The organism is Pseudarthrobacter sulfonivorans (assembly GCF_024391045.1).
Taxonomy (GTDB): Bacteria; Actinomycetota; Actinomycetes; order Actinomycetales; family Micrococcaceae; genus Arthrobacter; species Arthrobacter sulfonivorans_B.
In genome coordinates, this window is record NZ_JANFCZ010000010.1 from 18518 (window position 1) to 44714 (window position 26197).

Annotated in this window: 24 protein-coding genes and 1 pseudogene; 7 read left to right on the forward strand and 18 right to left on the reverse strand. The window is 65.7% G+C overall.

Going from position 1 to position 26197, the window contains the following annotated elements:
- Positions 1–77 precede the first annotated feature (77 nt).
- The 4 genes from nrdE to NQJ30_RS08595 form a co-directional block, all read right to left on the reverse strand.
- Positions 78–2198 (reverse strand): class 1b ribonucleoside-diphosphate reductase subunit alpha, encoded by a 2121-nt coding sequence (gene nrdE / locus NQJ30_RS08580; RefSeq protein WP_255769565.1) that lies wholly within the window; start codon positions 2196–2198, stop codon positions 78–80.
- Positions 2199–2263: 65 nt separating this feature from the next.
- The gene (nrdI, locus tag NQJ30_RS08585; protein ID WP_255769473.1) at positions 2264–2737 is read right to left on the reverse strand and encodes a class Ib ribonucleoside-diphosphate reductase assembly flavoprotein NrdI; all 474 of its coding nucleotides are present in this window, start codon (positions 2735–2737) and stop codon (positions 2264–2266) included.
- A 55-nt stretch (positions 2738–2792) separates the two neighbouring features.
- Positions 2793–3038, reverse strand: coding sequence for a glutaredoxin-like protein NrdH (gene nrdH, locus NQJ30_RS08590; protein ID WP_190988196.1), 246 nt, complete (start codon positions 3036–3038; stop codon positions 2793–2795).
- A gap of 359 nt (positions 3039–3397) precedes the next feature.
- The gene (locus tag NQJ30_RS08595) at positions 3398–3901 is read right to left on the reverse strand and encodes a MarR family winged helix-turn-helix transcriptional regulator (protein ID WP_255769474.1); all 504 of its coding nucleotides are present in this window, start codon (positions 3899–3901) and stop codon (positions 3398–3400) included.
- A gap of 20 nt (positions 3902–3921) precedes the next feature.
- On the opposite strand from NQJ30_RS08595, the gene NQJ30_RS08600 reads away from it, so the two are divergent.
- The 3 genes and pseudogenes from NQJ30_RS08600 (at position 3922) to NQJ30_RS08610 (ending at position 7429) form a co-directional block, all read left to right on the forward strand.
- Positions 3922–4671, forward strand: coding sequence for an NADPH-dependent F420 reductase (locus NQJ30_RS08600; RefSeq protein WP_255769475.1), 750 nt, complete (start codon positions 3922–3924; stop codon positions 4669–4671).
- 45 nt (positions 4672–4716) lie between these two features.
- Positions 4717–5754, forward strand: a complete 1038-nt coding sequence (locus NQJ30_RS08605) for an LLM class flavin-dependent oxidoreductase (protein WP_255769476.1) — start codon at positions 4717–4719, stop codon at positions 5752–5754.
- Between the two features lie 137 nt (positions 5755–5891).
- Positions 5892–7429 (forward strand): annotated as a pseudogene (locus tag NQJ30_RS08610) (DUF222 domain-containing protein).
- 112 nt (positions 7430–7541) lie between these two features.
- On the opposite strand, the gene NQJ30_RS08615 reads toward NQJ30_RS08610, so the two are convergent.
- From NQJ30_RS08615 to NQJ30_RS08625, 3 genes are read right to left on the reverse strand one after another with little or no spacing between them, the layout of a single operon-like run.
- Entirely contained in the window at positions 7542–8924 is a 1383-nt protein-coding gene (locus tag NQJ30_RS08615; RefSeq protein WP_255769477.1) for a class I SAM-dependent methyltransferase, read from the reverse strand.
- Positions 8921–9652: a DUF1365 domain-containing protein gene (locus tag NQJ30_RS08620; protein WP_255769478.1), complete on the reverse strand. Its 732-nt coding sequence runs from the start codon at positions 9650–9652 to the stop codon at positions 8921–8923. Before NQJ30_RS08620 ends, NQJ30_RS08615 begins: the two co-directional genes overlap by 4 nt.
- Complete coding sequence (locus NQJ30_RS08625; protein WP_308215172.1) at positions 9649–11067, reverse strand: NAD(P)/FAD-dependent oxidoreductase; 1419 nt, start codon at positions 11065–11067, stop codon at positions 9649–9651. Before NQJ30_RS08625 ends, NQJ30_RS08620 begins: the two co-directional genes overlap by 4 nt.
- Positions 11068–11191: 124 nt before the next feature.
- Here NQJ30_RS08625 and NQJ30_RS08630 point away from each other — a divergent pair, with 124 nt between their 5' ends.
- The 3 genes from NQJ30_RS08630 (at position 11192) to NQJ30_RS08640 (ending at position 13424) form a co-directional block, all read left to right on the forward strand.
- Positions 11192–12109 (forward strand): LysR family transcriptional regulator, encoded by a 918-nt coding sequence (locus NQJ30_RS08630; RefSeq protein ID WP_255769479.1) that lies wholly within the window; start codon positions 11192–11194, stop codon positions 12107–12109.
- Between the two features lie 45 nt (positions 12110–12154).
- Positions 12155–12661 (forward strand): DUF2004 domain-containing protein, encoded by a 507-nt coding sequence (locus NQJ30_RS08635; protein WP_255769480.1) that lies wholly within the window; start codon positions 12155–12157, stop codon positions 12659–12661.
- Between the two features lie 61 nt (positions 12662–12722).
- Positions 12723–13424: a hypothetical protein gene (locus tag NQJ30_RS08640; protein WP_255769481.1), complete on the forward strand. Its 702-nt coding sequence runs from the start codon at positions 12723–12725 to the stop codon at positions 13422–13424.
- Positions 13425–13541: 117 nt separating this feature from the next.
- Here NQJ30_RS08640 and metE read toward each other — a convergent pair whose 3' ends face one another.
- The 8 genes from metE to NQJ30_RS08680 form a co-directional block, all read right to left on the reverse strand.
- Positions 13542–15881, reverse strand: a complete 2340-nt coding sequence (metE, locus tag NQJ30_RS08645) for a 5-methyltetrahydropteroyltriglutamate--homocysteine S-methyltransferase (RefSeq protein ID WP_255769483.1) — start codon at positions 15879–15881, stop codon at positions 13542–13544.
- A gap of 51 nt (positions 15882–15932) precedes the next feature.
- Positions 15933–16916 carry a methylenetetrahydrofolate reductase gene (locus NQJ30_RS08650; protein ID WP_255769484.1) on the reverse strand — a complete coding sequence of 328 codons (984 nt, stop codon included), beginning with the start codon at positions 16914–16916 and terminating at the stop codon, positions 15933–15935.
- A gap of 319 nt (positions 16917–17235) precedes the next feature.
- The gene (locus NQJ30_RS08655) at positions 17236–18045 is read right to left on the reverse strand and encodes a hypothetical protein (protein WP_255769485.1); all 810 of its coding nucleotides are present in this window, start codon (positions 18043–18045) and stop codon (positions 17236–17238) included.
- Positions 18042–19139, reverse strand: coding sequence for a vWA domain-containing protein (locus tag NQJ30_RS08660; protein WP_255769486.1), 1098 nt, complete (start codon positions 19137–19139; stop codon positions 18042–18044). Before NQJ30_RS08660 ends, NQJ30_RS08655 begins: the two co-directional genes overlap by 4 nt.
- Complete coding sequence (locus NQJ30_RS08665) at positions 19136–20206, reverse strand: VWA domain-containing protein (protein WP_255769569.1); 1071 nt, start codon at positions 20204–20206, stop codon at positions 19136–19138. Before NQJ30_RS08665 ends, NQJ30_RS08660 begins: the two co-directional genes overlap by 4 nt.
- Entirely contained in the window at positions 20197–20667 is a 471-nt protein-coding gene (locus tag NQJ30_RS08670; protein ID WP_255769487.1) for a hypothetical protein, read from the reverse strand. Before NQJ30_RS08670 ends, NQJ30_RS08665 begins: the two co-directional genes overlap by 10 nt.
- Positions 20657–21541 (reverse strand): DUF58 domain-containing protein, encoded by an 885-nt coding sequence (locus NQJ30_RS08675; protein ID WP_255769488.1) that lies wholly within the window; start codon positions 21539–21541, stop codon positions 20657–20659. The genes NQJ30_RS08670 and NQJ30_RS08675 overlap by 11 nt, the downstream gene beginning before the upstream one ends.
- Positions 21542–21549: 8 nt before the next feature.
- The gene (locus NQJ30_RS08680; RefSeq protein WP_255769489.1) at positions 21550–22557 is read right to left on the reverse strand and encodes an AAA family ATPase; all 1008 of its coding nucleotides are present in this window, start codon (positions 22555–22557) and stop codon (positions 21550–21552) included.
- Between the two features lie 154 nt (positions 22558–22711).
- On the opposite strand from NQJ30_RS08680, the gene NQJ30_RS08685 reads away from it, so the two are divergent.
- The gene (locus NQJ30_RS08685; RefSeq protein WP_255769490.1) at positions 22712–22909 is read left to right on the forward strand and encodes a hypothetical protein; all 198 of its coding nucleotides are present in this window, start codon (positions 22712–22714) and stop codon (positions 22907–22909) included.
- Positions 22910–22937: 28 nt separating this feature from the next.
- Here the strand turns inward: NQJ30_RS08685 and NQJ30_RS08690 are convergent, their stop codons facing one another.
- Genes NQJ30_RS08690 through NQJ30_RS08700 form a run of 3 tightly spaced genes read right to left on the reverse strand, consistent with a single transcriptional unit; the run spans position 22938 to position 26092 of the window.
- A complete protein-coding gene (locus tag NQJ30_RS08690) occupies positions 22938–23822 on the reverse strand; it encodes a carbohydrate ABC transporter permease (RefSeq protein WP_255769491.1) in 885 nt (294 codons plus the stop codon).
- Positions 23819–24730, reverse strand: coding sequence for a carbohydrate ABC transporter permease (locus NQJ30_RS08695; RefSeq protein ID WP_255769492.1), 912 nt, complete (start codon positions 24728–24730; stop codon positions 23819–23821). The genes NQJ30_RS08690 and NQJ30_RS08695 overlap by 4 nt, the downstream gene beginning before the upstream one ends.
- 9 nt (positions 24731–24739) lie before the next feature.
- Positions 24740–26092 carry an extracellular solute-binding protein gene (locus NQJ30_RS08700; protein ID WP_255769493.1) on the reverse strand — a complete coding sequence of 451 codons (1353 nt, stop codon included), beginning with the start codon at positions 26090–26092 and terminating at the stop codon, positions 24740–24742.
- Positions 26093–26197: the final 105 nt, after the last annotated feature.

Consider the following 26197-nt stretch of genomic DNA (forward strand, 5'->3'; position numbering starts at 1 on the left):
TGGGTTTGTTCTTTGGAGTTAAGCGTACGACGGCGGGCGGGCACCCGCCGTCGTACGCTCACCGATTTAGTTGAAGATTAAAGCATGCAGGAAACGCAGCCCTCAACCTCTGTCCCTTCCAGCGCCAACTGGCGGAGACGGATGTAGTAAATGGTCTTGATGCCCTTCTTCCAGGCGTAAATCTGGGCCTTGTTGATGTCGCGCGTGGTGGCGGTGTCCTTGAAGAACAGCGTCAGCGACAGGCCCTGGTCCACGTGCTGGGTGGCGGCGGCGTAGGTGTCGATGACCTTCTCGTAGCCGATCTCGTAGGCATCCTGGTAGTACTCCAGGTTCTCGTTGGTGAGGTACGGCGCCGGGTAGTACACCCGGCCCAGCTTGCCTTCCTTGCGGATCTCGATCTTGGAGGCCACCGGGTGGATCGAGGAGGTGGAGTTGTTGATGTAGGAGATCGAGCCGGTGGGCGGCACGGCCTGCAGGTTCTGGTTGTAGATGCCGTGCTTCATAACCGAGGCCTTCAGCTCGCGCCAGTCATCCTGCGTGGGGATGTGGATGTTCTTGAACAGTTCCGCAACCTTCTCGGTCTGCGGCACCCACTCCTGCTCCGTGTACTTGTCGAAGAACTCGCCGGAGGCGTACTTGGACTTCTCGAAGCCGCCGAAGGTCTGGCCGGTCTGGATGGCCAGCAGGTTGGAGGCGCGGACCGCGTGGAACACCACCGAGTAGAAGTAGATGTTGGTGAAGTCCAGGCCCTCTTCGGAGCCGTAGTGCACCCGCTCGCGGGCCAGGTAGCCGTGCAGGTTCATCTGGCCCAGGCCGATTGCGTGACTCTGGTCGTTGCCGCGTGCAATGGATGGCACCGAGGTGATGTTGGACATGTCCGAGACAGCCGAGAGGGACCGGATGGCCGTCTCGATGGTCAGGCCAAAGTCCGGGCTGTCCATGGTCTTGGCAATGTTCAGCGAACCCAGGTTGCAGGAGATGTCCTTGCCGGTCTGGTCGTAGGACAGGTCATCGTGGTACGTGGTGGGCTGCGAAACCTGCAGGATCTCCGAGCACAGGTTGGACATGATGATCTTGCCGTCAATCGGGTTTTCCCGGTTCACGGTGTCCTCGAACATGATGTACGGGTAGCCAGATTCGAACTGGATCTCGGCGAGCGTCTGGAAGAACTCACGCGCCTTGATCTTGGTCTTCTTGATCCGGGAATCGTCCACCATCTCGTAGTACTTCTCGGTGACCGAGACGTCGGAGAACGGCATGCCGTAGACCTTTTCGACGTCGTACGGCGAGAACAGGTACATGTCCTCGTCCTTCTTGGCCAGCTCGAACGTGATGTCCGGGATGACAACGCCCAGCGAGAGGGTCTTGATGCGGATCTTCTCGTCCGCGTTCTCGCGCTTGGTGTCCAGGAAGCGGTAGATGTCCGGGTGGTGCGCGTGCAGGTACACGGCGCCCGCACCCTGGCGGGCACCGAGCTGGTTGGCGTAGGAGAAGCTGTCCTCGAGGAGCTTCATCACGGGGATGACGCCGGAGGACTGGTTCTCGATCTGCTTGATGGGGGCGCCCACTTCGCGGATGTTGGTCAGCGCAAACGCCACACCGCCGCCGCGCTTGGACAGCTGCAGCGCGGAGTTGATGGACCGCCCGATCGACTCCATGTTGTCTTCGATGCGGAGCAGGAAGCAGGAGACCAGCTCGCCGCGCTGCTTCTTCCCGGCGTTCAGGAACGTGGGGGTGGCCGGCTGGAAGCGGCCCTCGATGATCTCGTCCACCATCTGGGTGGCGAGCTTCTCGTCGCCGCGGGCAAGGTGCAGGGCCACCATGCAGACACGGTCCTCGTAGCGCTCCAGGAAGCGCTTGCCGTCGAACGTCTTCAGCGTGTAGGACGTGTAGAACTTGAACGCACCCAGGAAGGTTTCGAAGCGGAACTTCTTCTTGTACGCGCGGTTGTAGAGCTCGCGGATGAAGTTCATCGTGTACTGGTCGAGGGTCTCGCGCTCGTAGTACTGGTTTTTCACCAGGTAGTCGAGCTTCTCTTCCAGGTCGTGGAAGAACACGGTGTTGTTGTTAACGTGCTGCAGGAAGTACTGGTGGGCAGCCTCACGGTCGGCTTCGAACTGGATCTCGCCGTTCGCGCCGTACAGGTTCAGCATGGCGTTGAGCTCGTGATAGCCCAGTCCCTTGTACGCGGCCGGCATCTCCGGCTTCTCGACGGCGGCACTCCGCTTTTCGGCGGCTGCAGTGCCCTGGCCTTCGGCCCTGGTTACTTCTGTGTCTGCGACAGTCGTGTCCAAAACGTGTCCAATCCATTGTTTACGCGGGCAACGTCTTCTGGCGTGCCCATAAGTTCAAAGCGGTAAAGCCGGGGTATCTGGCATTTCGCCGCGATGATGTCCGCGGCCATGCAGTAGTTGTCCCCAAAGTTTGTGTTGCCTGCACCGATGACACCGCGGATCAGTTGCCTGTTCTGCGAGTTGTTCAGGAAGCGGATGACCTGCTTGGGCACCGAGCCCGCTCCGCCGGTACCGCCGTACGTCGGCACCACCAGCACGTACGGCTGGGTGGCGAGAAGCGGCGCGTCCTTTGCCTGGAGCGGGATCCGCGCCGCATCGCAGCCCAGCTTCACAATGAAACGGCGGGTGTTCTCGGAGGTGGAGGAAAAGTAGATGAGCCGGCTCTGCGTGGTGACAGGCGGCAACGGGGCCGTCTGGGCCCTGGCCTCTGCCAGTGCTGCCACGGGAGTCACCTCATGTGTGAGTTCGAAAGAGTGCCGGCTGGCGGGAAGTGGGAGGTTACGCCACGGAGGAGACGGCCGCCTGGGCAAGTTCCTCGATCTTGTCCGGGCGGAAGCCTGACCAGTGGTCCTGATCGGTGACCACAACAGGTGCCTGCATGTAGCCAAGCGCCTTTAGGCGCTCAAGCGCATCGGCGTCCTGAGAGATGTCAACGCTCTGGTAAGCGATGCCTTTTTTGTCCAGTGCTCGGTAGGTTGCATTGCACTGCACACATGCAGGTTTTGTGTAAACCGTAACGGTCATGGTTCCCTGTCCCCTTTATCGAAATCTTCGCTCGTCTATGTCCCGCCCAAGCTGTACGTCGATACTACATGTAGTGCAGACGGCTCTTCGGAACCCCAAGATGATGTATTACAAGTATGTCATTTAATGCACCGTTAATCCACAGGCGGGCCCTTCAAAATGTCCCGGATTCCAGCGATTTTTACGCACTTCATCCACACCCTGTGGAGTACTTAGCCACATTTAACCCGCCGCGTGTCGCGTGCTGGACGGCGTGTCGCGCCTGGCAGCTTGGGGCCGGAAAAGCGTTCCGGACCACTACATGTTGTGGCCAACGGCATTCGACGGGACGCGGCAGTGAGACGCCGGTCTCTCCCGATCTAGAGGTGATCCATCGCTTCGCAGGGACTGGCTCCCGGCTGGGCGCGGTGGACGCTTCTTGCCAACTCGCCGAGGAGGACACTCAAGGAATTGGCGTCGACCTCTTCGAGTCCGCCAAGAAGTTCTGCTTCTGCGGCAGCAACCCGCTCCTCATGAGCCGCAAGCATCTGGCGTCCATCTTCCGTGGCGATAATCTTCCTCGCCCGGCGATCGGAAGGGTCAGGGACACGCTCCACCACACCGGCGGCCACCAGGGTGTCGAGAAGGTAAGTCAGGACCGTTCGGTCGATGGCGAGGTGCGCACCGAGGGCCTGCTGATTCGGGGGGTCTTTATGTACGACGGCGGACAGCACCTGGAAGCCGCGGATTCCGGCAGGCATCTGCGCAACAGCGTCCTCGAAGCGGGTCTGGTATCCGCGCAGCACCATGCCCAGATTCCAACCAAGATCGCCAGGAACGGCTGCCGCTGTGATTCCGGGACGGGGCCGTGCACTTTCGGTCATGCAACCATCCTACGGCAACAGTGAAGTTGTGCAGATGTTCTGCTGAACATATAGTCTGTATAACAACATATATTGCTCCCGGAAGGATCCCCAGCATGAGCACCTCGCAGAATCATCCGGTGGAACCCCGGACAATAGGGATCCTCGGCGCGGGAAGGGTCGGAACGGCCGTCGGCCGCCAGGCTCTCAAAGCCGGCTACGACGTCATGGTCGCGACCTCCAAACCTGCTGAGGACATCGCCCTCATGGTGCAGATCATGACGCCCGGAGCCATCGCTGTAACCGCCGCGGAGGCCACTGAGGCCGACATCGTGGTCATCGCCGTGCCGCTGCATAAGTACCGCACCATCGACCCGGGCCTTCTGGCCGGCAAGACAGTCATCGAGGCGATGAACTACTGGGCGCCCGTGGACGGCGAGATTGACGACTTCGAGAACGATGACAGAACGAGCAGCGAAATCGTTCAGGCCTACCTGGCGGATGCGAAAATCGTGAAGACGCTCAACCACATCGGCTACCACGATCTCGAGATGGACGGCCAGGAAACCGGTTCGGGAGGCCGACGGGCCCTCGCCCTGGCCGGCGATCACCACGACTCCAAGGCTCTGGTTGGCCAATTCATTAACCGGATCGGCTACGACGCGGTGGACGCAGGGCCACTCAAGGCCGGACGCAGCTTCCAACCGGGTACCGAAATCTTCAACGGGAGCCACACGGCGGACCAGCTGCGTTCCATCCTCACCACGGACCGTGAGCCGGTCCGTCTCTAGCTCCGGCCTTCACCCAACCCCAAGCACTGCACTTAGGAGAACATCATGGAACTCGGCGCCTACAGCGACACCCCGCGCAATCCCGACGGGAGCCTTAGGCCGACCGCCGAGGGCATCCGCAACCTTCATGAGGCCATCGTCTTCGCAGACCGGAACGGTCTGGACTACTTCGGGATCGGGGAGCATCACACCGTGGATATGCCCGCCTCCTCCCCTGGCACCGTGATCGCCGCAGCAGCGGCCGCCACGAAGCAGATCAAGCTCGGCAGCGGGGCGAGCATCATCAGTACCGACGACCCGGTGCGGGTCTTCCAGCAGTTCGCCACCGCCGACGCCATCTCCGGCGGGGGCCGCGTGGAAATCACCGCTGGCCGCGGATCCTCGGTGGAAACATTCCCGTTATTCGGCTACGACTTGAAGGACTACGACCGACTCTTCGCCGAAAAGCTCGATCTGCTGACGACGATCAACAACAGCCCAACCGAAAACATCACGTGGACCGGGACGGTCCGGCCCGCCCTCCACGACCTGGCCGTCGTACCCCGCCCAGTCAACGGCAGCCTGCCCCTCTGGCTCGCGACCGGTGGAAGCGCCCCGTCCTCAGTCCGTGCCGGAAAGCTGGGCCTGCCCATCTCCTACGGCATCATCGGCGGCATTCCGTCCAGGTTCGCGCCGCTGGCAGAGCTGTACCGGCAAACAGCTGCCCAGGCCGGACACACCGGCGCGGACATCAAGGTCTCCGTGGCGACCCTCGGCCTCATCGCCCCGACCAAACAGGAAGCACTGGAACGGTTCTATCCCGGTTGGTACAACCTCAACATCGAAATGGGCAAGCTCCGTGGTTGGCCGACGCCGGACAAGCGCCATTTCCTGACGCAGGCCGACTTCCCCGGCGCGTACTACGTGGGAGACCCTGACGAAGTCGCACGGCGCATCGTGGACCTGCACGGACACATGGGTCACATGCGCCACTTCCTGCAGATGGACATCGGCGGCCTGCCCCACGAACACTTCCTCGAATCCCTCACTCTGCTCGCCACCGAGGTCAAACCCCGCGTCCAACGGCTCCTGAAGAACCAGTAACGCGCCGGAAGCCGCAGATCACCGGCATGGCCGTCCTGACACCCAGGCCGCAAAAATCCTGGCGCCGCGCGGACAGATGAGCGGGGCATTAACGGCCGTCCCGCTTGAATGTCAGACCCCCTTGTCATGATGGTTGCATGAGGAATCCGGTGGTGGCGAAGGCATATGCCGACATCGAGGCTGCCGTGGCTGTGCTGACCGGCGTGGTGAACGAGTCTGGTCCCGGTGCGCCCTCTCCGGGGGCTGATCCGTTGCAGGAAGTGTCCGAGGATTGCCTGGATATTCTGACCGGGGCTAAGGCTGCGGACGCACAGATGGCCGGCTTGAAGGCTCTGACTGCAGCGAAATTTGTTGCGACCGCGGAGTCGTCGGCCCCTCCGGACGCTTCGGTCCAGGCCCAGGAGATGGCAGTCACGGCCGAGGTTGGGTGTGCCCTGACTATCGGTGACCGCGCGGCGGGTTCGTTCCTGGCCGTTTCGCACGCTCTCACCACCAGACTGCCGTTGACCCTGGCCGCCCTGAGGTCCGGGACCATTTCCTGGCAGCACGCCCGGGTCATGGCGGACGAAGCCGCCACCCTGGACCGGGCCGGTGCGGCGGCGTTGGAGGCCCACTTCCTGGACCCTAACGCCCTCGATATAGTGCGGGGGTGCCCCGCCGGGGAGATGCCGGCCTCCCGGTTCCGGCACAAGGCCCGTACGTGGCGCGAACGCCATCACACCGAAAGCATCGAGCAGCGCCACGCCAAAGGTGTCCTGGACCGCCGCGTCGAGTACGCCCCGGACCAGGACGGGATGGCCTGGCTCTCGGCGTACCTGCCCGCGGACCAGGCGGCTGCGATCTGGAACCGGACCACCGCCATCGCCCGCGGCCTGCAGGGCCCGGACGAGGACCGCACCCTCACCCAACTCCGCGCCGACGTCCTCGCCACCGCGCTCCTGAGCAGCGGAAACACCGGACGCGGAAGCCAAGGACTCGACGCCGACGACAATCCGAACGGCACCCCGGACGGCAGTCCGGACGGGAGTGCCGGCATGGACCCGACAGAATACGGCCCAGGCCGGGTCCCGTCCCCGAGGGCCCAGGTCCTGGTGACCGTGCCGGTGTTTTCGCTGCTCGGCGCCACCGACGAACCGGCGATGCTGGACGGGTACGGGCCGATCCCGGCCTCGATGGCCAGAGACCTCGTGGCCAACGGCGCTGACTCGTTCTACCGGGTCCTGGTGGACCCGCGGGACGGGGCGCCGCTGGAGATCGGCCGGACCAGCTACCGGCTCACCAAGGCCATGCGGCAGTGGTTGCGGCTGCGGGACGGAAAATGCCCCTTCCCGGGGTGCAGCAACAACTCGCTGGACAACGAAGCGGACCACCTCCTCGCCTGGGCCAAGGGCGGCACCACCGGGGTGTCGAATCTGGGACAGCCCTGCCCCAAACACCACAGGCTAAGACATACCAGCGCCTGGGAACCTACCCGGCCACCCAGGACGAACCACCCGGCTGGATGTCACCCTCAGGCCGGCCCTACAAAAGCGAACACCAGGACTGGGAACCACCACAATGGCCCGCAAACCTCCAACCTCAACACGGTGCTCAGCACGGCCACACGGACCTCGTCCACACCGGGGTTTCCCTGGGAGAAGACGGCCTCGAGTGGATCCTCCACGCCCGGGCCTGAGACCCGAAGGTCGGGACCGTTGCTGCAGCTGCGCCTCCCGGTTGCTGCAGCTGCGCTTTCCCGGCTCCTGGAGCCGCGCCTCCCGGCTGCTGCAGCTGCGCTTTCCCGACTGCTACAGCTGCGCCTCCCGGCGGTCCAGCACAATCTGCTGCACATCCAGGTAGCCGGACTGGAACCCGGCCCGGGAGTAGCACAGGTAGAACAGCCACATCCGCTGGAAGACGGCGTCGAACCCCAACTCCCCCACCTCCTGCGAGCGCGCCATGAACCGTTCCTCCCACAGCCGCAGGGTGGCCGCGTAGTGGTCGCCCATGCCCATCCGCTCACGCACCCGCAAAGTGGTGTGCTGCTGGGTCACGCCCTCGATCGCGCGCACAGACGGCAGGAAGCCGCCGGGGAAGATGTACTTGTGCACCCAGGTGTAGGCGTTGCGCGTGGCCAGCATGCGGCCGTGCGGCATGGTGATGGCCTGGATGGCCACCTTTCCGCCCGGGGCCAGCACCCTGTCGATGGTCTGAAAGTAGATGGGCCAGTATTCATAGCCAACCGCCTCAATCATTTCCACAGATACGACGGCGTCGAACTCGCCTTCCACCGCCCGGTAGTCCTGCAGTGCCACTGTCACCCGGTCCGCGTAGCCGGCAGCAGCAATGCGTTCCTGCGCCAGCGCCCGCTGCTCGCTGGACAACGTCACGCTGTAGACGGTCGCCCCCCGGGCAGCAGCCCGGAGCGCCAGTTCGCCCCAGCCGGTGCCGATTTCCAGCAGCCGCGTGCCGGATCCCACGCCGGCTTTGTCCAGCAGCCTGTCGATCTTGGCCTGCTGCGCCTCCGCCAGGGCGTCCCAGGGGACCGAGGCCAACGCGCCTTGGCTCTGCGGGAACAGCGCCGAGGAATAGCTCATGGTGGCGTCCAGGAAGTTCGCGAAGAGCTCGTTGGACAGATCGTAGTGGCGTGAAATGTTGCTCCGCGTGTTCTGCTCTTCGTTGCGCTCATGCCGCGGGGTCCGCGGCAGGTACAGGGTCCGGAGGGTCTGCAGCGGCTTGGGGATCAGGGTGTCCACGGACGCGGCGAAGACCTCCAGAACTCCCGCGAGGTCCGATGCCTCCCAGTCCCCCGCCATAAATGATTCCCCCAGCCCGATCAGGCCGTTGTCACCGATCCGCCGCTCAAACGCCTCCGGCCTGACCATGGTCATGGCCGGCGCCTCCGGGCCACCGGTGCCGAGGACGGAACCGTCCGGGTACGCCACCCGCAGGGGCAACCTGCGGACCGCTGCTTTGAAGAGCAGGCCGGCGGCCTTGCCGGCCACAACGGCCTTAGTGCCCGACGGCGCGTGGGCAACTCCGGGCCAGACGTCCGGATCGATGGTGGCGGGCGACGCCGGTACCCCGGCGGCGCCACTGCCTACAGTGTTGTGCCCGGTAGGGGGCTGCCGTGCGGACTTGGCGGCGGGAACCTGCGCAGCGGCCGTTCCGTTCTCGTCGGTCATTGTCATTGAACTGCCTCCTGTGAGGGGTGATGTGGCCTTTTGACGACGGGCAGGCGCCTTGCCCAGAGTTTAACGCCCTGAAAACGAATTAGTGCGGATACCAGCAGCGGCGCGGCCGGCACCGCGATGGCGGCGGCCAGGATGTTGCCGATGGTGGCCGGCCGCCGGTCCCCGTCCATGGTGGCGACGAAAGGCCGGTGCCCTTCGCGTTCCAGGACGATGGACACAGCCAGCCGATCCCCGGGAGCAGGCACCTTCATCCGGTACTGCCCGTCAACATCGTTGAACGGTGAGACATAGAACGCCTTGGGGACGCTGGCCCGGCCGGACGCGTCCGTTTCCAGCAGGTAGCAGTGCCGTTCCCCGTAGGTGTTGTGGACCTCGGCGATGACGCATTGCAGCTCCCCGGACTCCCGGTAGCACCAGAACAAGGTGAGCGGGTTGAAAACGTGGCCGAACACCCGTGCGCTGGTCAGCATCCGGATGGGTCCGCCGTCGGGCTCTATCCCCCGGGTACGCAGGAACGCTTCGACGTTGCTGCGGATGGTGGCTGCAGGATCGCCCAGGTGGTCGGCGGCGCGGAAGTCAGCTAGCAGTTGCAGTACGCCGGGCAGGCGCGGCAGCCTGTCCACATCCACAAACCAGCTGTAACTGCGGTAGGTGAACGCGTTCTTCAGCGGGGTCTGCCGCACGTGGGAGATGGACGTGCGGTAGATGGCTGCTGTTGTGCTCATGCGCCCTCCGCTGCCGCGATCAGGTCGGGTTCGGCTGCCGGCGTCCCTGGTTCGTCGACATCGGGCGCGTCCCAGGCTCGTCCCAGGCTGGCGGCGGCACGGACTCCGGACAGTGCGCCGTCTTCGTGGAAACCCCAGCCCAGATAGGCGCCGGCGTAGGCGATCCGGCTGTCGCTCAGCGCCGCAATCTGCTGCTGTGCCCGGAGCGACTCCGGGGTGTATTGGGGGTGCTCGTACACCATGCGTTCCAGCACAGTGTCCTCCCTGATCAGGTCCGACTCCCCCAGGCTCACCAGGTACGGCCGGCCATCAGCCGGCTGCAACCGCTGGAGACGGGTGAGGTCGTAACTGACCAGGACCTTGTCCGGCCTGGCGTCGCAGCCGGGGAGCCGGTAGTTCCATGATGCCCGGGCGTTGACTGCGGCGGGCAGGACGGCCGGGTCCCGGTGGAAAACGGTGTGGTTGACCGAGTAGGGCATGGCGCCGAGTGCTTCTTTTTCCTCCGGCGTGGCATCGGCAAGGAAGCCGAGGGCCTGGGCCGGGTGGGTGGCGATGACCACGGCTTCGAAATCCTCGATCCCCTCGGCAGTATCCACTTCGACGCCCAGCGCGTGCCGACGGATGGCAGTGACGGGACTGTTGAGCCGGATATCAGGAAGCGTGGCGGCCAGCTTCTCCACATACTGGCCGGAACCGCCGGTGACGGTCCGCCACTGGGGAGAACCCTTAATCCCCAGCAGGCCGTGATGGCCCAGGAAGGTGAACAGGTACCGTGCCGGATAGGACAGGGCCGTCGTCGGGTCACAGGACCAGACGGCGCTCACCACGGGCGTCATGAAGTGGGAGATGAAGTACGGGCTGAAGCGCTCCTGCTCGAGGAATTCGCCAAGGGTGAGCTCCCCGCCGCCGGAGCTTCGGGTTCCGGAGCTTGCGGTGCCGGAGCCGCCGTCGGACGTTGTTGTCGCATCGATCAGCGCCCGCGCCCGGCGGTAGAAGCGCATGATTTCCGCCAGCATCAGCAGGTAGCGGCCGCGCAGCAGGCTGGACGGCCGGGCGATGATCCCTTTGCCGCCGTCGCGTGCCCCCGCGTATTCCAGGCCGCAACCGTCGCACCGGATGGACATGCTCATTTCAGAATTCTGGGTCTTGACGCCCAGCTCCGCAAACAGGCGCAGCAGGGTGGGATAGGTCCGCTCATTGTGGACGATGAATCCGGTATCGATGCCGAGGGCGGAGCCGTCCGGCTGGGGGACGCTGTGCGTGTGGGCGTGGCCGCCCAGCCTGCTGTCAGCCTCGAAGAGCGTGACGTGATCATGCCGGTTCAGGATGTAGGCGGCCGTCAGGCCGGCCACTCCGCTACCCACGACGGCGATACGCCGGGCCGCCCCTCCGCTCGATGCTGGGTTCAGTGACAACTTCGCTCCTCTGCTGACCGTTTGCCGTTGGCTAGACAAGGGCAATTCGGAACAGCAACTGGGGTGGATGGGTTGGCGGGGCGGAACTTTCTCATCAGCGAGCCGGCAGCAGTAGTGTGGGCAGGTGCTCAATCCCGTACATCTGAAGACCCTCCTCGAGGTTACCCGGCTGGGTTCGTTCGCAGCTGCCGCGGCGCGCCTGGGCTACACGGCCTCGGCGGTCTCCCAGCAGATGTCCGCCCTGGAACGGGAGGCCGGCGTGATCCTCTTCCAGCGCTCGGCCCGCAGCGTGGTTCCCACCGAAGCCGCAGTGGTCATGACCCGCCACGCCGCCAAGGTGCTGACCGACATCGAGGCCCTGATGGCCGCCGCCGCCAAAACCCAGGACAGCTCCAGCCAGGAACTCAGGCTGGGCATCTTCCCCAGCCTGGCCACCTACGTCCTGCCCCGCATCCTGAAGAACCCTGCATGGAAGGACCTCGGCATTGATCTCAGGGTGTCCGTGGCCGAGCCGTCGCAGGCCATCCACGGACTGCGTTCCGGGGGCGACCTTGATCTGGCACTGGTCTTTCAGGTGGGCCAGTCCGGGCCCGCGTGGCCGGAAACCCTCAACAGGCAGTGGATCGGTGACGACAACTTCCGGGTGGTGCTGCCGGCCGGCTGGGGGTTCGGGGCAGAGGCGAAAGTGGCTGCCGACCACCTGTCCGAACTGCCGTGGATCATGCACCATCCCGGAAGTCCCGATGCCGTGGTGATCGACCGGCTCTTTGCCGGCTGCAACCTGCACCCGCGTGTGGTGGCACGCAGTGACGATTTCCACGCGAGCCTGGAAATGGCTGCTGCCGGGCTGGGTGCCGCGCTGGTGCCGGAGCTGGCGCTGCGGAGCCGGCCCACCGGCGTTGTGGTGCTGGACGTGCCGGAGATCCGGCTGGCCCGCAACGTCTTCGCGCTGCTCCTTAACGAGAAAAAGACGGCACGGGTGCAGCTGTTTGTGGACCTGCTCGCCGATACCCTGGCGGGCCTTGGTACGGCGGGGAAATAGCCGCGAACGCTGGAATGCACGGCACTTCGGGTCTATGTTGAAGGTATGAACAGGGTAGCGAGCCAGCACTTTGGAGAAATCGAGCTCAACCACGGCAGGGACCACAACATCGCTGCCAGACATGAGCTCGGGGGCCAAACGCTGGAACTCGACCTGAACATCGATGCCCATGACCATTTCGACGAAGCCGCCATGCACAAGGTGGACTACCGGCTCCGCTTCCTTCCTGAGCTGGTGGACGAAGTCCGGGAGATGATCGCCGAAGAGCTGGGGCAGGAAGGCACCAGCCCGCAGGAATACCTCAATTTCCATTGCAGCGCCCTGAAGCGGGAGACACTGCAGAAAATCTTCGGCGTCCAGGAGCGCAGCCAGCTCACTCCCGACGTGTTCCTCAAAGCCCTCAAACTCGGCCACGTGGGCATCTATCCGGGCCAGCCTGAACGGTACTTTGTCCTTGATTTCACCCTCGGCGCCCACTTTACGGACGAGGTGCTGGTTGCTTCGGCTGACGAGGACGGCGTTGTGGACGACGAAATCGTCTGGGAGTCCTGACCCCTTTCGATGGGGGACTTTTAGCCCTACCGCGGTGCCCGACCCGTTTCCACCATTAGCTATGGACAAGCGCAGGCGATGGCGGCTGGCGGCGGAGTTGTTGTTTGCCGGCGTGGTGGTTTCCCTGACGGCTGGCTTGTTCCATGCCGAATCCCCTGACGCCAATGACCACGTGGCGTCCTTTGAGGCATATGCCGCGAGCGGGATCTGGACCCTGGTGCATCTGGTCCAGTTTGTTGGCATGGCGCTGGTGATCGGCGGGTTGTTTGTCCTGTTGCCCGCACTCGTTGTCCGGCCCGGCCTGCTCTCCGTGACGGCCCGCTTCGGAGCCCTGTCCGCGGCCATCGCCCTGGCACTTTACGCCGCGCTCCAGGCGGTGGACGGTGTTGCCCTTAAACACGCCGTTGATGCATGGGCTGGCGCCGCCGAACCCGAGAAATCCATGCGCTTCGCCACCGCCGAAGGCATCCGCTGGCTCGAGTGGGGCATGCGCAGTTACCAGAGCTTCCTGCTGGGAGCCGCCTTGGTCCTCTTTGGCATCGTGGTGGCGGCGACACGGCACGTGTCGCCATTCATCGGTTACCTCATGGGACTGTCCGGGGTGGCTTACCTGGTCCAGGGCTGGATCATCGGAGCGTCCGGTTTCGCGGCCGCCAACGCATGGCCCACCCTGGTCGGGATTGTGGTGACCGTCGCCTGGACGGTGTGGCTGCTCGTCAGTGCCCTGCGGATGCCAGCGAACGCTCCGAAAGTGCCTTCTTGACGGCGGCGGACTCAGCGGGGCACTTGAGGAGCACTCAGTGAATAGACGCACGACGGCGGCCGGTCACCCACGGTGACCGGCCGCCGTCGAGCTTTGCCCGGTTTTTGGGCTGGAACCCTACTTGGCCGTAGTGAGCAGCCCGGCGCGGACCGTCTTGGTGGCCTTGACCAGGTTGCGCAGGGACTCTTCCGTCTCGGCGTAGCCGCGGGTCTTCAGGCCGCAGTCCGGGTTGACCCAGAGCTGGCGGGACGGAACATGCTTCACGGCGGTGGCCAGCAGTTCGGTGACTTCAGCTTCGCCGGGAACGCGGGGCGAGTGGATGTCGTAGACGCCGGGCCCGACACCGCGTCCGAAGCCATGGGACTCAAGGTCGTGGACAACCTCCATGCGTGAGCGGGCGGCTTCGATGGACGTGACATCGGCGTCGAGTCCGTCGATCGCGTCGATGATCACGCCGAACTCCGAATAGCAGAGGTGGGTGTGGATCTGCGTGGCATCGGAAGCACCGGCGGTGGCCAGACGGAAGGAGTCCACGGACCACTTCAGGTAGGCGGCGTGGTCAGCCCTGCGCAGGGGCAGGAGTTCGCGCAGTGCTGGCTCGTCCACCTGGATGACCTTGATCCCAGCGGCTTCGAGGTCGGCGATTTCGTCGCGCAGCGCCAGGCCAACCTGGTTGGCGGTCTCGCCCAGCGGCTGGTCGTCGCGGACGAAGGACCAGGCCAGGATGGTGACGGGACCGGTGAGCATGCCCTTCATGGGCTTGTTGGTCAGCGACTGGGCGTACTCGGCCCACTTCACCGTGATGGGCGCGCTGCGGGTGACGTCACCCCACAGGATGGACGGCCGGGTGCAGCGTGAACCGTAGGACTGGACCCAGCCGTGGACGGTTACGTCGAAGCCTTCGAGGTTCTCGGCGAAGTACTGCACCATGTCATTGCGCTCGGGCTCGCCGTGGACCAGTACGTCGTAGCCGAGTTCTTCCTGCAGCTCCACCACGCGCTTAATCTCGTCCTTCATGAGCTGTTCGTACTGCGCGTTGGTGAGATCGCCCTTGTTGTTGCGGGCACGGGCCGAACGGATCTCCGCGGTCTGGGGGAAGGATCCAATCGTGGTGGTGGGCAGCGGCGGCAGGTGCAGGGCCTTTTCCTGGGCGGCTTCACGGACCGCATAGTCCGAGCGGCTGAAGTCCGCGGCGGTCAGGGCCCCGGTGCGGGCGCGGACATCGTTGCGGCGAACGCCTTCCGCGGTGGCGCGGGCGGCGATGACGGCCGAGGCCTCATCGATGGCTGCCTGGGCGGAAGCCGGATCGGCCAGATAGTCCGCGAGGGTCCTGACCTCAACCGCCTTCTGGTCGGCGAACGCCAGCCAGCTGCGGAGCTCCGCCGTGAGCTGGCCCTCTTCGGTGATGTCGTGCGGGACGTGCTGGGTGGAGGTGGACGTGCTCACTGCGAGCTTTCCGGCCGCAGCCTTCAGTTCGTCCAGCTTGGCGGCGGAGGCCGCGAGGTCGTTGCGCCAGATGTTGTGGCCGTCCACGACGCCCGCAACCAGGGTCTTGTTGCCGAGGCCCGCGAGTGCCGCTGCGGAAGGAACGGCGCCCTTGAAGGCGTCGATGTGCAGGGCGTCGATGTTGGTGGCGGCCAGTGTGCCGAGCTGTCCGTCCAGCGCACCGTAAGGGGTGGAGACGAGGATCTGCGGGCGGCTGGCCGCGGCGCTGAGGACTTCGTAGGCACGGGCGACGGCGGCTTCGATTTCGGCGGCCGGGGTGTCCTGGTCAACTACCGGGGCGGGCTCGTCGAGCTGGATCCAGCTGGCACCTGCGGCGGCGAGCTTCTCGAGCAGCTGGACATACACGGGAAGGACGTCCTCGAGGCGGGACAACGGCGCGAATCCGGCCGGAGCGTCGTCGGATGCCTTGGAAAGCAGCAGGTACGTCACCGGGCCCACGATGTAGGGGCGGGTCTCGATGCCGTTGGCCAAGGCGAATTCGAATTCCTCAACGATGCGGTTGGAGGCGAGGCTGAACTCCGTTTCCGGGCCGATCTCCGGGACTAGGTAGTGGTAGTTGGTGTCGAACCACTTGGTCATTTCCAGCGGCTGCTGGTCCTTGGTGCCGCGGGCCAAGGTGAAGTAGCCGTCGATGTCCAGCTGGCCGTCGGCATTGAGGAGCTTGCCGAAACGGGCGGGCACTGCGCCGAGGTGGGCGGTGGCGTCCAGTACCTGGTCGTAGTAAGAGAAGGTGCCGGGAACGGCGGCGGCCTCGGTGAGGCCGAGGTCCTGCAGGCGCTTGGCGATGGTCAGCTGGATGTCCTTGGCGGCTGCGTCCAGTGCCGCTGCGTCAATCGTGCCGGCCCAGTAGGCCTCCACGGCTTTCTTGAGCTCGCGGCGGCGTCCGATGCGCGGGTAGCCCAGGAGGGAAGCGGCCGGAAAAGGGGTGGCGGAAGTGTTCTGATCAGTCATGGGAGATTCCTTGAAGGTTGGAGCTGTGAGGGAGTCTGAAAGTGCCGGCGGTCAGCTGGCCAGCTGGGGGTGCCGTGCGGCGGTGGGCCGGACAGCGGCGCTGCGGCGGCCCACGGAACGTACATGGCGCGGAAGTGCCAGTTTGTCCAGCACCTCGAGTGCGCTCACATGTTCATTGAAGGTGTACAGGTGGATGCCGGGCGCACCGGCGTCGAGGGCCGCGTTGGCCAGGTCCACGGTGGCCCGGACGCCGATGCGAAGACGTTCGGCCTCGGTCTCGGCAGCGGCCAGGCGGGCCAGGAGTTCCGGTGACGGCTCCACGCCGGCCAGTTCACCCAGGCGGGTGACGCGCCGCAGGCTGGTCAGCGGCATGACGCCCGGGATGATGGGGATGGTGACGCCGGCGCGGCGTGCCCGGCTGACGAGGTCCGCGTACTGCTCGGTGCGGAAGTAGACCTGCGTGATGGCGAAGTCGGCGCCCGACCGCTGCTTGGCGAGCAGGACTTCCACGTCATGGGCCTCGCTGGGTGACTCCGGGTGCCGCGTGGGGTAGGCGGCCACGCCAATGGCGATCTTGCCGGCGCACAGCAGCGCCGATCGCCGCTGTTCCACGCGGCGGATGAGTTCGATCAGGTCCTGCGCGTAGCGCAGCGAACCGGCAACCGGCGGTTCGCCGTCCTGGGGACGGTCGCCCCTGAGCGCCAGGATGCCGCGCACCCCGTTGTCCAGCAGGTCCCCGATGATCTCAGCCAGTTCGTCCGGCGTGTTGCCCACGCAGGTCAGGTGGGCCAGCGGCCGGAGGGTGGTGTCCAGAACGATTCGGTTGATGAGTTCGACGGCGGTGTCCCGGTTGGATCCGCTGGCACCGTAGGTGACGGAGACATAGTCCGGCTCAGTGGTTTCCAGTTCCCGGATGGTGGTCCAGAGCGACTCCGCAGCAGCGGGCGAACGCGGCGGGAACAGCTCATAGGAGAGGGCCACAGGGGCAGTCTCGGAGAGATTGGGAGGTGTTTCGATAAGGCTTGGCGGTGACATTTGCGTCCTTGGCTTTGGGCCATTGGCGGTGTCCGGTCAGCAAGACGTGACCATAAGCCGGCAATGAATTGAGTTTGGGGAACACGAAAAAACTTCACAGGGACGCAGCCGCGACTGATACGCCTGACACGAAGTTCTCCGTGAGCAAATGTCAGGCCCACATGGGGGCACCCACACCCTCCAGAAAGGAGGATCGCTGACACGTTACCTCGGTAACTTGTATAGAACTCTAGGAGCCGGCAGGACCCGGTTCAAGTTCATCACCGAATTAAGACGCAGCTTTACGCCTTGTTTCGTGACCGTGCAGAATTTTCTTCGCCTACCACGGCCGTTCCGCCCCGCTGCCGAAGTTATCGTCCCGAAGGTACTCATCCCGCTCCTGCCCGGCGTTCCGCTGGCCCTGGGCCTGGCGGCTGCTCTCGTTGAGCTGGTCGAGCTGGCTCTGGGTCCCCGGTTCGGCCGGCTGCGCGGGCTCCCCGGAGTGGGTGCCAGGCCCAGGAGCCAAGGCGCCGGCGGCCGCTTCGCCCTTCCGCGTCAGCCGTTCCCCGGCCTGCTTCAGCTTGTCCGCCGCGGCACCGGCGCTGCCGCCGGCGCTGGAGTCGAAGCAACCGGCCGGGGCTCCCTCCACTACCGCAAGGCCCTCGGCGAAGAGCCGGGCAGCCGCAGCCGGGTCCCCCGCCATGGCCTTGGCATCACCGAGGCGTTCGATGCTCAGGGCCAGATTGACCCGGATGACGCAGCCGTCGGTCTGACCCGCCAGCTGCAGGGCTTCCTCGAAGCTGCGGCGCGCTCCGGCGTAGTCCCCGGCGAGGAACAGGCCGTCGCCGGCCGCGAGGGGCGCCTTGTGCGGTTCGGTGAAGTTGGCGATGCGCAGCCCCGCGGCGGCATCCGCCAGTGCGCCGGAATTGCCGGCTTCGAAGGCGCTGCCGGCCGTTCCGGCGAATACCCCTACGCTGAGCAGCTTGGCGGCCAGGCAGAGCATGAGCAGGACCGGCAGGAGGGACCACCGGAGCAGCCGACGGCGGCGCTGCAGCCGGTCCCGCGGGGACTGGTTCCCCGGGGAATCGCGATGTACGGACGGGCCGCCGGAGGATCGGGAACTCGGGGGTGCCTGTGCCGGATGATTCATTTCCGTGCCTCCGCCAGGGGCCGCGCCGCGTCCGGACTTAAGCGTGCAGGCGGAAGCCGCCGCCAGTGGCGCAGCAACAGTACCGACTCCCGCAGTCCCAGCAGGAACGCTCCCAGGGCGAAGATCCAATAGAGCTCAGTCCGCCCGTCAAGCCCCAATTGGCCCGGATCCCGCTCGAGCGCGCCGGGATCTGCTGCCTGCATCATCGGCGCCACCGGCGCACCGGCCGAACGGTGGACGTAGGGAACCCCCAACTGGCGGGCGATCCACTGCAGCCTGCCTTCGTCGATGACGGACAGCGCGTCCCCGCCCTTTCCTGAGGTCCGGTCCTGGATGTAGGCCGGCCCGCCGTCAGCGGCGGACCGCGGCCCGGTGTTCTCCTTCATCCGCCCGCCTTCCGGTGTGCCGTAGCCCAGGACAGCGCCCCCGTTGACCAGGCCGGCGTCAACCTTGATGGCTTCGGGCGCCGTGGCGCTGGTCTGTTCCCCGTCGCCCAGGTAATAGACCAGGCGGGGCCGTTCGGGGTGGCTGTCGCGCGCGGATCGCAGCCGCTCAACCAGGAGCTTTCCGGCGGCAGTGATGCTGCTCCCCTTGGAAAAGGCTGTCACCTGAGGCTGCAGGACCGCGGCGGCGGTGTCCAGTGCGGACGTGTCCGTGGTGAGGGGCATGCGGACAACGGCGTTGCTGTCGAACGTCAGGAGGGAAAAACGGGCGCCGGCCAGTTCACCGGCGATGGCCATGATGTCCTGCCTGACACCATCCAACCGTGGTGAGTGGTTGCCGTAGTCTTCGGCAACGATGCTGCTGCTGGTGTCCACCACAAAGAAGACATTCACGTCCGCCGTAGCGGCCTGGGCACCGCCGCCGGGAATTCCGGGCCTGAGCGCGGCGGCCAGGAGCAGCAGCACCAGGCCGCTCCTCAGCAGCCAGTCATGGAATTCGCGGCGGTCGCCCCCGGCGTAGCGGTCGCGTCCGGGGTCGCGTCCGGCGCCGCGCCCCCGGAACGCCAGGACCAGCCGCCAGGCCAGGAACAGCCCGGCGGCGGCAAAGAGTGTGGCCATCAGCCACCAGGGAAGGACGGGCTGCAGGGTCATGGCCGCAACCGCCAGGACGCGCCGGCCAGGACCAGCCCGGACAGGAGCGCCACCGTCAGGGGAAGGTCGGGCAGGTCCGAAACCACGGCGCGCGGCGCACCCTGCATTGCGGCTGCTTCCGTGGCCTGCACCCGGCGGACGATGTCCGCCACGGCATCCGGGCTGTTCAGCGCATAGTACGCACCGCCGCCGGCTTCAGCTGTGGCCCGCAGCCGGGCAGCGGGCTGGCCCGGGCCGGGACCGTAGTCGAAGTCGCCGGGATTCAACGCGTATACCCGGACGCCACGATCCCGGGCCAGGGCGCTCGCCTGTTCGAGGGTGAAGATCGGGTCACCTGACAAGTAGTTGTCGGTGGCAAGAATGACGGACCGGGATCGCTGGGCGGCAGGGTCCGGGCTGCTTCCGGCGCCGCCCGTGGCGGCACCGGTGCCAGCACCAGTGCCGGAATCCGCCGCAGAATTCGCAGCGGAATTCGCGGCGGGGAACCCCTTGACGCAGGACGCCAGGCCATCGCCGATCAGCGAGGATCCCCGGCCGCTCCAGGTGCCATCCAGGAAGCCCGCGCTGCCCGGGTCTCCGTCGAAGGCGGCCTTGGCCAGCTTGAGCTGTTCCTGCACATAGTCGTAGTCATCGGTCAGCGGAAAGACCTGCACCGCGCTGCTGTCGAAAATGGTGAGGCCAATCCTTTCGCCGTCGAATTCCTTCGCCAGGACACCAAAGATCTCCACGACGGCCGAGTCTGCACTGCTCATCGAGCCGGAACTGTCCAGGCACAGCATGATGTCCCGGTTCCGCTGTTCGGGCCGGATGGTGGTCAGTTCAACGGGGCGCGCCGCCGCGGCCACAGCGGACACCAGCAAGGTCCCTGCCGCGAGCGCCGCCACGGCGAGCCAGCGGCGGTGGCGCCGGAGGGCCGCCTGGTATTCAGGCAGGGCGGTAAGGCGGTCCGCATGGGCCACCGGCCGCCGTCGTGCGTCTGCCCGCGGGTCCGCGCGGAACGTGCGCCAGAAAGCCACGGCCGCCAGCAGCAGCGCGAGCGGAATCACCCACCAGAACGTCAGTTCCATTGCCACACCGCCTGCCGGGCCTGCTCTGCCGATTCCAGGAGGGGGGGCAGGGGTTCGGGCCCGAACTCGCCGGGGTAGGTCCTTCCGACGGCCTCGGCGATGCCGGGAAGCGGGTGCCCGCGCAGCTCGGCAAGGGTCATCCTGGGGGCGTCCACACCGGTGACGTCGCGGACGAAGCTGCGGACCAGCAGGCTCAGCTCCTGGTGCGATTCGCGGTAAGTCAGCGAGCCGTCGGCGGCACCGGCGGCCACGGCGTCGATCCGGTGCAGGTAGGCCTGCTTGAGTGCAGGAAGGTCCGACGGCGCGGTGAACCGGGCAGGCGGGGCGGGTCTCCGCCGTTGGCGGGTGCTGAGGAACACGAAGCAGTACCAGCCCAGGGCGAGCGCGAGGAGGGCAATGCCCGCCCACATCCAGCCCTGGCTGTACTGGAGGGGTCCGATGAGTCCGGGATCAGCCTGCACGCCGGTGCCTTTCCAGGAGGGCGAACAGTTCAGTCATTACCATGCTGGTGCCGGTCACGCGGCCTTCACTGATGCCTGCGCGGCGGAACATGGCCTGCCTGCCGGCATCCCGCTCCCCCGCTGCCTTGGCGTACGCTTCGGCGACCGCCGGGGATGCGGCCAGGTGTGCCATCAGCGCCGAGGAGTCCGCCACGCTGAAGGCGTCCTGGCCGGAGTCGCCTTCCCCGGCGAGGTTCGCGTCGCGGATCGTGAGCCAGAGGATTTCGTGCTGGGCACGCAGCCGGCGCAGCAGCTGTTCGAGGTCCGGGCCGGCAGCGACTTCGTCCGCTACGACGAACAGCAGGAACCTGCCCTTCACCGTGCGTGCCACGTGATCCAGCTGCGCCTCGATCCGGCTGGGCCCCGCGTCCAGGGTGGGGGCGGAATCGATCTTCCGCAGGAGCCGTTCCAGGTGGGCTTCGCCGGCCTTCGCCGGGATGGCGTGCGTGCGCTGACTGTCCCCGCAGACCAGGCCCACCACGTCACCGTGCCGCTGCGCGAGGTAGCCCACCACCCCGAGGGCCATGACGGCGACGTCTTTTTTGGGTTCGCCGTCGCGAGCCTCGGCCGCCATGTTCCGGCCGGTATCCGTGACCAGCAGAACGGTCTGCCGCCGCACCGCCACATACCGTTTGATGAGCGGCGACCCGTGCCGGGCGGACGCTTTCCAGTCGATGTCGCGGACGTCGTCGCCCGGGACGTAGGCCCGGAGATCGTCAAAGTCGAGGCTGCGGCCGCGGAACACCGAACCGTACTCGCCGTCGAGCATGCCGCGGGCTTGGCGGTGGGCGAAGATGGACATCTTCGACTTCACCCGCGTCAGGAGGCTGGTCACTGTGCGGCTCAGGGAGTCTGGACGGACGCCACGACGGCGTCAATGACCGCCTCCACGGGAACCTGTTCTGCAACGGCGTCGAACCCCAGGATCAGGCGGTGCCGCAGGACGCGGTGGGCGAGCGATTTCACGTCCTCCGGAATCACGTGGTCCCTGCCGCTCAGGAGTGCCACGGCCCGGGCGGCCTGGCTGAAGGCAATGCTGGCGCGGGGGCTGGCGCCGAATTCAATGAAGCCGGCGAGGCGGCGGTCGATGTACTGCACGGCGTTGCGGGTGACAAACACCAGGCCCACGATGTAGTTGATGATGGCGGGGTCGATATAGATCCGGCGGGCCACTTCCTGCACGCCGGCCACGGCGTCCAGGGAAGCCGCGGCCGCCGGTTTCTGCTCCGCCGTGAACACCCCGGCGTCAATGCGCCGGAGGATCTCCGTTTCCTCGGCGGGCGACGGGTAATCCAGCACATCCTTGAGCATAAAGCGGTCCATTTGGGCTTCCGGCAGCTGGTATGTGCCTTCCTGCTCGATCGGGTTCTGCGTGGCGAGCACCAGGAACGGCGAGGGCAGCCTGTATTCTTGGCCCCCGATGGAGGTCTGCCGTTCCTGCATAGCTTCGAGCATGGCGCTCTGTGTCTTGGCGCTGGAGCGGTTGATCTCATCGAGCAGGACAATGTTGGCGTGCACCGGCCCGAGCTGCGTGATGAAAGTACCCTTCGCGGCGTCATAGATCTGTGTGCCCACGATGTCGCTCGGCAGCAGGTCCGGGGTGCACTGGATCCGCCGGAAGTCCGCGCTGACGGCCTCGGCCACGGTCTGGGCCGCCGTGGTTTTGGCCAGCCCCGGAACGCTTTCGAGCAGGATGTGGCCGCCGGTGAAGAGGCCCACCAGCAGGGACTCCCGAAGCCGTTCCTGGCCCACCACCTTGGCGTCGAAGCTGCGGGAAATGTTGGCGGCCACCTGCTGTGCCCGGGCCAGTTCCGCCGGTTCGATTCGTGCGGGCGAACTGGTCTGAAGCAATGGATCTCCCCCTGATGGCTGATGCCTGGTGACTGCGGTCTGCTGTGTGGCCGCACGGCGGCTCTCCGCCCGCCATCCTATCCAAGCCACCCGGTGTCCGGCCTGCAATGGGGACCCCTCCCCATGGCAGGTCCCTCGGGTCTATTCTGTTGGAATGATTGAGCTACCAGCCAGTTACCAGGAGTATCTCGCAGGCAAAAGCGAGAGTTTCGTCAACACCGTGCGGCCCATCCTGATGCAGTCGGCAGCGGATAAGTCCCACGGCGTGCGGGTACTCAACCTGCCGCACGGCCACCAGGCCCATTTGGACGACGCCATCCCGTTCGGGACTGTCGTGGAGGACATTGACTGACCGCAGGGACTTGCGCGTGGGGGCCGCGCTAGCCTTTCACGGCACCTGACAGGGCGAAGGAGCTGCCCGCGCCGCGGGCCACCACGACGTAGAGGGCCAGGACCGGCACTGAATACAGGATGGAAAAAGCGGCCAACTGCCCGTAGGCCACAGCCCCGTGCTGTCCGAAGAAGCTGAAGATCGACACGGCCGCGGGCTGCCGCGCTTCGGTCAGCAGCAGCACGAAGGGGACAAAGAAGTTTCCCCAGGCCTGGATGAACACAAAGATGAACACCACGCCCAGCCCCTGCCGCATCAGGGGAAGCACAATGGTCCGCAGCGCCGTGAGTCCGGAGGCTCCGTCCACCCAGGCTGCCTCCTCCAGTGATAGCGGCACGGCATCCATGAAGTTCTTCGTCATCCAGATCGCCATGGGCAGGGTGGTGGTGGCCATAAAGAAAATCGTGGCGGGCATCGAATCCAACAGGTCCAGTTGAACGAACAGCCCGTAGACCGGGACCATGATGGCCGTTATCGGCAGGCACGTGCCGAACAGGATCGTATACAGGAACGGGCGGTTGAACCGGGACTGGTACCGGGAGAGCGGATACGCGGCCAGGACGGCCGCTGCGAGGTTGACGGCAGCAGTTCCTGCGGACAGGACCATGCTGTTCCACAGTGGCTGGAAGAGCAGCCCGGGCGTCATGATCGCGGTGAAATTGGCCAGGGAGACCTCGCGCGGGAGCCTTGCCTCGTGCCCGGCTGAGGCATCCACGGAAGCGAGCACCAGCCACAGCAGGGGCAGGACAAAGCAGGCACCAATCAGGATCAGGGCAGCGTCCGCCGGGACCCGGGCGCGCTGCTGTGCCCGCGACACCGCACCGCCTGCCGTCCGCCGCCTGCTCCCGGCGGTGCCCCGCACCGGCGTCGTCATGGCTTGGACTCCCGGAGGAGGCGGACATAGGCTGCACCGAAAACCAGGCCGATCAGGATCAGGACGGACGCCACGGCCGTCCCATAGCCGATGTCACCAAACTTGAATGCCTCCTGGTAAGCCAGCACCGGAAGGGTGGTGCTGGCATTGGCAGGGCCGCCCGCCGTCATGACCCAGATGAGGGTGAAGACGGCGAGGGTCTGCAGGGTGATGAGCATCAGGTTGGTGGCGATGCTGCCCCTGATCATGGGGAGGGTCACGTAGGCCAGCCGCTGCCAGCCGCCGGCACCGTCCATCAGCGCGGCCTCCGTGACCTCGCCGGGAACTTCGTCCAGGGCGGCCCGGTACACCAGCATGGAAAAGGCCGTGCCGCGCCAGATGTTGGCAAGCATGATGGCCACCATGGGGAATGAATACAGCCAGTCGGGACGGCCCAGGCCCACGGAACCCAGTAACTGGTTCAGCGTCCCGTCGCGGCTGAAGTAAGCGTACGCGGCGAACGCCGCCACGATTTCCGGCAGTACCCAGGCGGCCACCACTGCGGTTCCGACGACGGCGGTCACCGGCCGGCGCGCCCGCCGCATCAGGACGGCGATGGCCAGTCCCAGGACGTTCTGGCCCACGATGGCTGAGCCCGCGACGAAGATAACGGTCAAGGCAAGGGACAGGGGCAGGACCGGATCGGTGAAAAGGCGCTGGTAGTTCTCCAACCCCACCCAGCCGGGACTGCGGGCATTGCGGCCGGTCAGGGCGGCGTTGGTGAACGAGGCGTGGAAGGCCCACAGGACCGGTCCGGCCAGGAACACCAGCAGGAGCAGCACGGCCGGGATCACCGGGAGCAGCCGCGCCCGCCGCCGGAGCAGCGGATGAACCCGGCTGACGGCGCGCTGCCGCGGGGACGTGGACATTGCCACAAGCTACTTCACGACGGTTTTGGCGTCACCTACGATGCCCTTCACCGCCGAGTCGTACTCTGCGGCGGCCTGCTCAGGGGATTTCGCGCCCGTGATCACAGCCTCGGTTGCCTCCTGGACAGCTGCCGAGATCCGTGGGTAGTCGGCTGTGGCGGGGCGGTAGTGCGTGACGGACACGAGTTGGGACACGTCCTTCACAAACGGGTTGGCCGCCTGATAGGCGGCGTCGGAGGCAACGTCCTTGCGGACTGCGATCTGGGAGCTTGCGATGTTGAAGGCCAGGGAGTTCTTCTGGTTCAAGGCGGCGGAAAGGAAGTCGAACGCCAGTTGGGGATCCTTGGTCGCGGCCCCGACCGCGAGCGTCCACCCGCCGGACATGCTGACCCCGCCGGGCGCCTGGCCTTTCTGGGTGGGAAATGCGGCCACGCCCATGTCCTGACCGTAGTCGGGCCACTCGTAGCTGCCGCCTTTCTGCCAGAAGGAGGGCGTATAGGAGCCTTCCACCGTGGCGGCCATTTTGCCCTGCGGGAGCCACTCCCCGAAGACCTTCTTCCACACATTTGCGTCGAGCGCCTCGGCCGGCGAAACAGCCAGCTTTTCGTCGTAGAGGGTTTTGAGGAAGGCCAGCGAATCCGTGAAGCCCTGCGAACCCAGCACCCACTTTTTGGCATTGGCGTCGTAGAGTTCGGCCCCGGTTCCGTACAGCAGCTCATAGAAGCTTTGCATTACGGTGCCTTCACCGGTGGCCTTGCCGGCATACATGTTGAACGGCACCACTGCGGGGTTGCCGGCCTTGATCTTCCGCGCCGTGTCCAGGATATCCTGCCAGGTGCGGGGTTCCCACGGGACACTGATGCCGGCGGCGGTGAGGACTTTCTTGTTGTACCAGATGGCCCGGGTGTCGGTGCCCAGCGGGACCGCGTACGTGCCGCCGTCGTCCCCCAGTCCTGCCGCCTTGGCGCCATCCTCAAACGAGTCCCAGTCCTTCCACCCGTCGAGAAGACTGTCCAGTTTCAGGAGGTACCCGGCATCGACGTCGGAGCGCACCTTGAAGGTGTCCTCGTAGAAAACGTCCGGGGCGGTGGAGGCTGAGCGGAGGGCCAGAGCAAGTTTGGTTCCGTAATCGTCGTCGTTCGCCTGGATGGGTTCCAACGCAACAGTGACACCCTGATGGGCGGCCTCAAATTCCTGCTTGGCGGACTGGAAGAGAGTGTCCAGTGCGCTGAAGGAGTCCGTCTTCTGGTAGACCACCTTGAGGGTTTTGGTTTCCGCTTGAGGGGCGGCCGGTGAACAGGCAGCCAGCGCCATGGCCACAGCGGCAAACACTGACAAAATTTTCAAGGCCCGAGGACGCATGATGCTCCATTCAAATAATGGCTGCCGTCCCTTGTAACTGCGGGCCCCCAGCCGCGGCGATATGCACATGCTAGATGGGGCTCCTGCCGCAGGCAAGGAGCCCTG

Excerpts from the sequence above, each read along its gene's own strand:
- nrdE (WP_255769565.1), bottom strand. The coding sequence starts at position 2,198 with ATGCCGGCCGCGTACAAGGGACTGGGCTATCACGAGCTCAACGCCATG.
- NQJ30_RS08660 (WP_255769486.1), bottom strand. The coding sequence starts at position 19,139 with ATGACCCTGCAGCCCGTCCTTCCCTGGTGGCTGATGGCCACACTCTTT.
- NQJ30_RS08615 (WP_255769477.1), bottom strand. The coding sequence starts at position 8,924 with ATGACAATGACCGACGAGAACGGAACGGCCGCTGCGCAGGTTCCCGCC.
- NQJ30_RS08640 (WP_255769481.1), top strand. The coding sequence starts at position 12,723 with ATGGACAAGCGCAGGCGATGGCGGCTGGCGGCGGAGTTGTTGTTTGCC.
- NQJ30_RS08595 (WP_255769474.1), bottom strand. The coding sequence starts at position 3,901 with ATGACCGAAAGTGCACGGCCCCGTCCCGGAATCACAGCGGCAGCCGTT.
- NQJ30_RS08650 (WP_255769484.1), bottom strand. The coding sequence starts at position 16,916 with ATGTCACCGCCAAGCCTTATCGAAACACCTCCCAATCTCTCCGAGACT.
- NQJ30_RS08605 (WP_255769476.1), top strand. The coding sequence starts at position 4,717 with ATGGAACTCGGCGCCTACAGCGACACCCCGCGCAATCCCGACGGGAGC.
- NQJ30_RS08685 (WP_255769490.1), top strand. The coding sequence starts at position 22,712 with ATGATTGAGCTACCAGCCAGTTACCAGGAGTATCTCGCAGGCAAAAGC.
- NQJ30_RS08690 (WP_255769491.1), bottom strand. The coding sequence starts at position 23,822 with ATGACGACGCCGGTGCGGGGCACCGCCGGGAGCAGGCGGCGGACGGCA.
- NQJ30_RS08655 (WP_255769485.1), bottom strand. The coding sequence starts at position 18,045 with ATGAATCATCCGGCACAGGCACCCCCGAGTTCCCGATCCTCCGGCGGC.
- NQJ30_RS08620 (WP_255769478.1), bottom strand. The coding sequence starts at position 9,652 with ATGAGCACAACAGCAGCCATCTACCGCACGTCCATCTCCCACGTGCGG.
- NQJ30_RS08695 (WP_255769492.1), bottom strand. The coding sequence starts at position 24,730 with ATGTCCACGTCCCCGCGGCAGCGCGCCGTCAGCCGGGTTCATCCGCTG.
- NQJ30_RS08635 (WP_255769480.1), top strand. The coding sequence starts at position 12,155 with ATGAACAGGGTAGCGAGCCAGCACTTTGGAGAAATCGAGCTCAACCAC.
- NQJ30_RS08665 (WP_255769569.1), bottom strand. The coding sequence starts at position 20,206 with ATGGAACTGACGTTCTGGTGGGTGATTCCGCTCGCGCTGCTGCTGGCG.
- metE (WP_255769483.1), bottom strand. The coding sequence starts at position 15,881 with ATGACTGATCAGAACACTTCCGCCACCCCTTTTCCGGCCGCTTCCCTC.
- NQJ30_RS08700 (WP_255769493.1), bottom strand. The coding sequence starts at position 26,092 with ATGCGTCCTCGGGCCTTGAAAATTTTGTCAGTGTTTGCCGCTGTGGCC.
- nrdH (WP_190988196.1), bottom strand. The coding sequence starts at position 3,038 with ATGACCGTTACGGTTTACACAAAACCTGCATGTGTGCAGTGCAATGCA.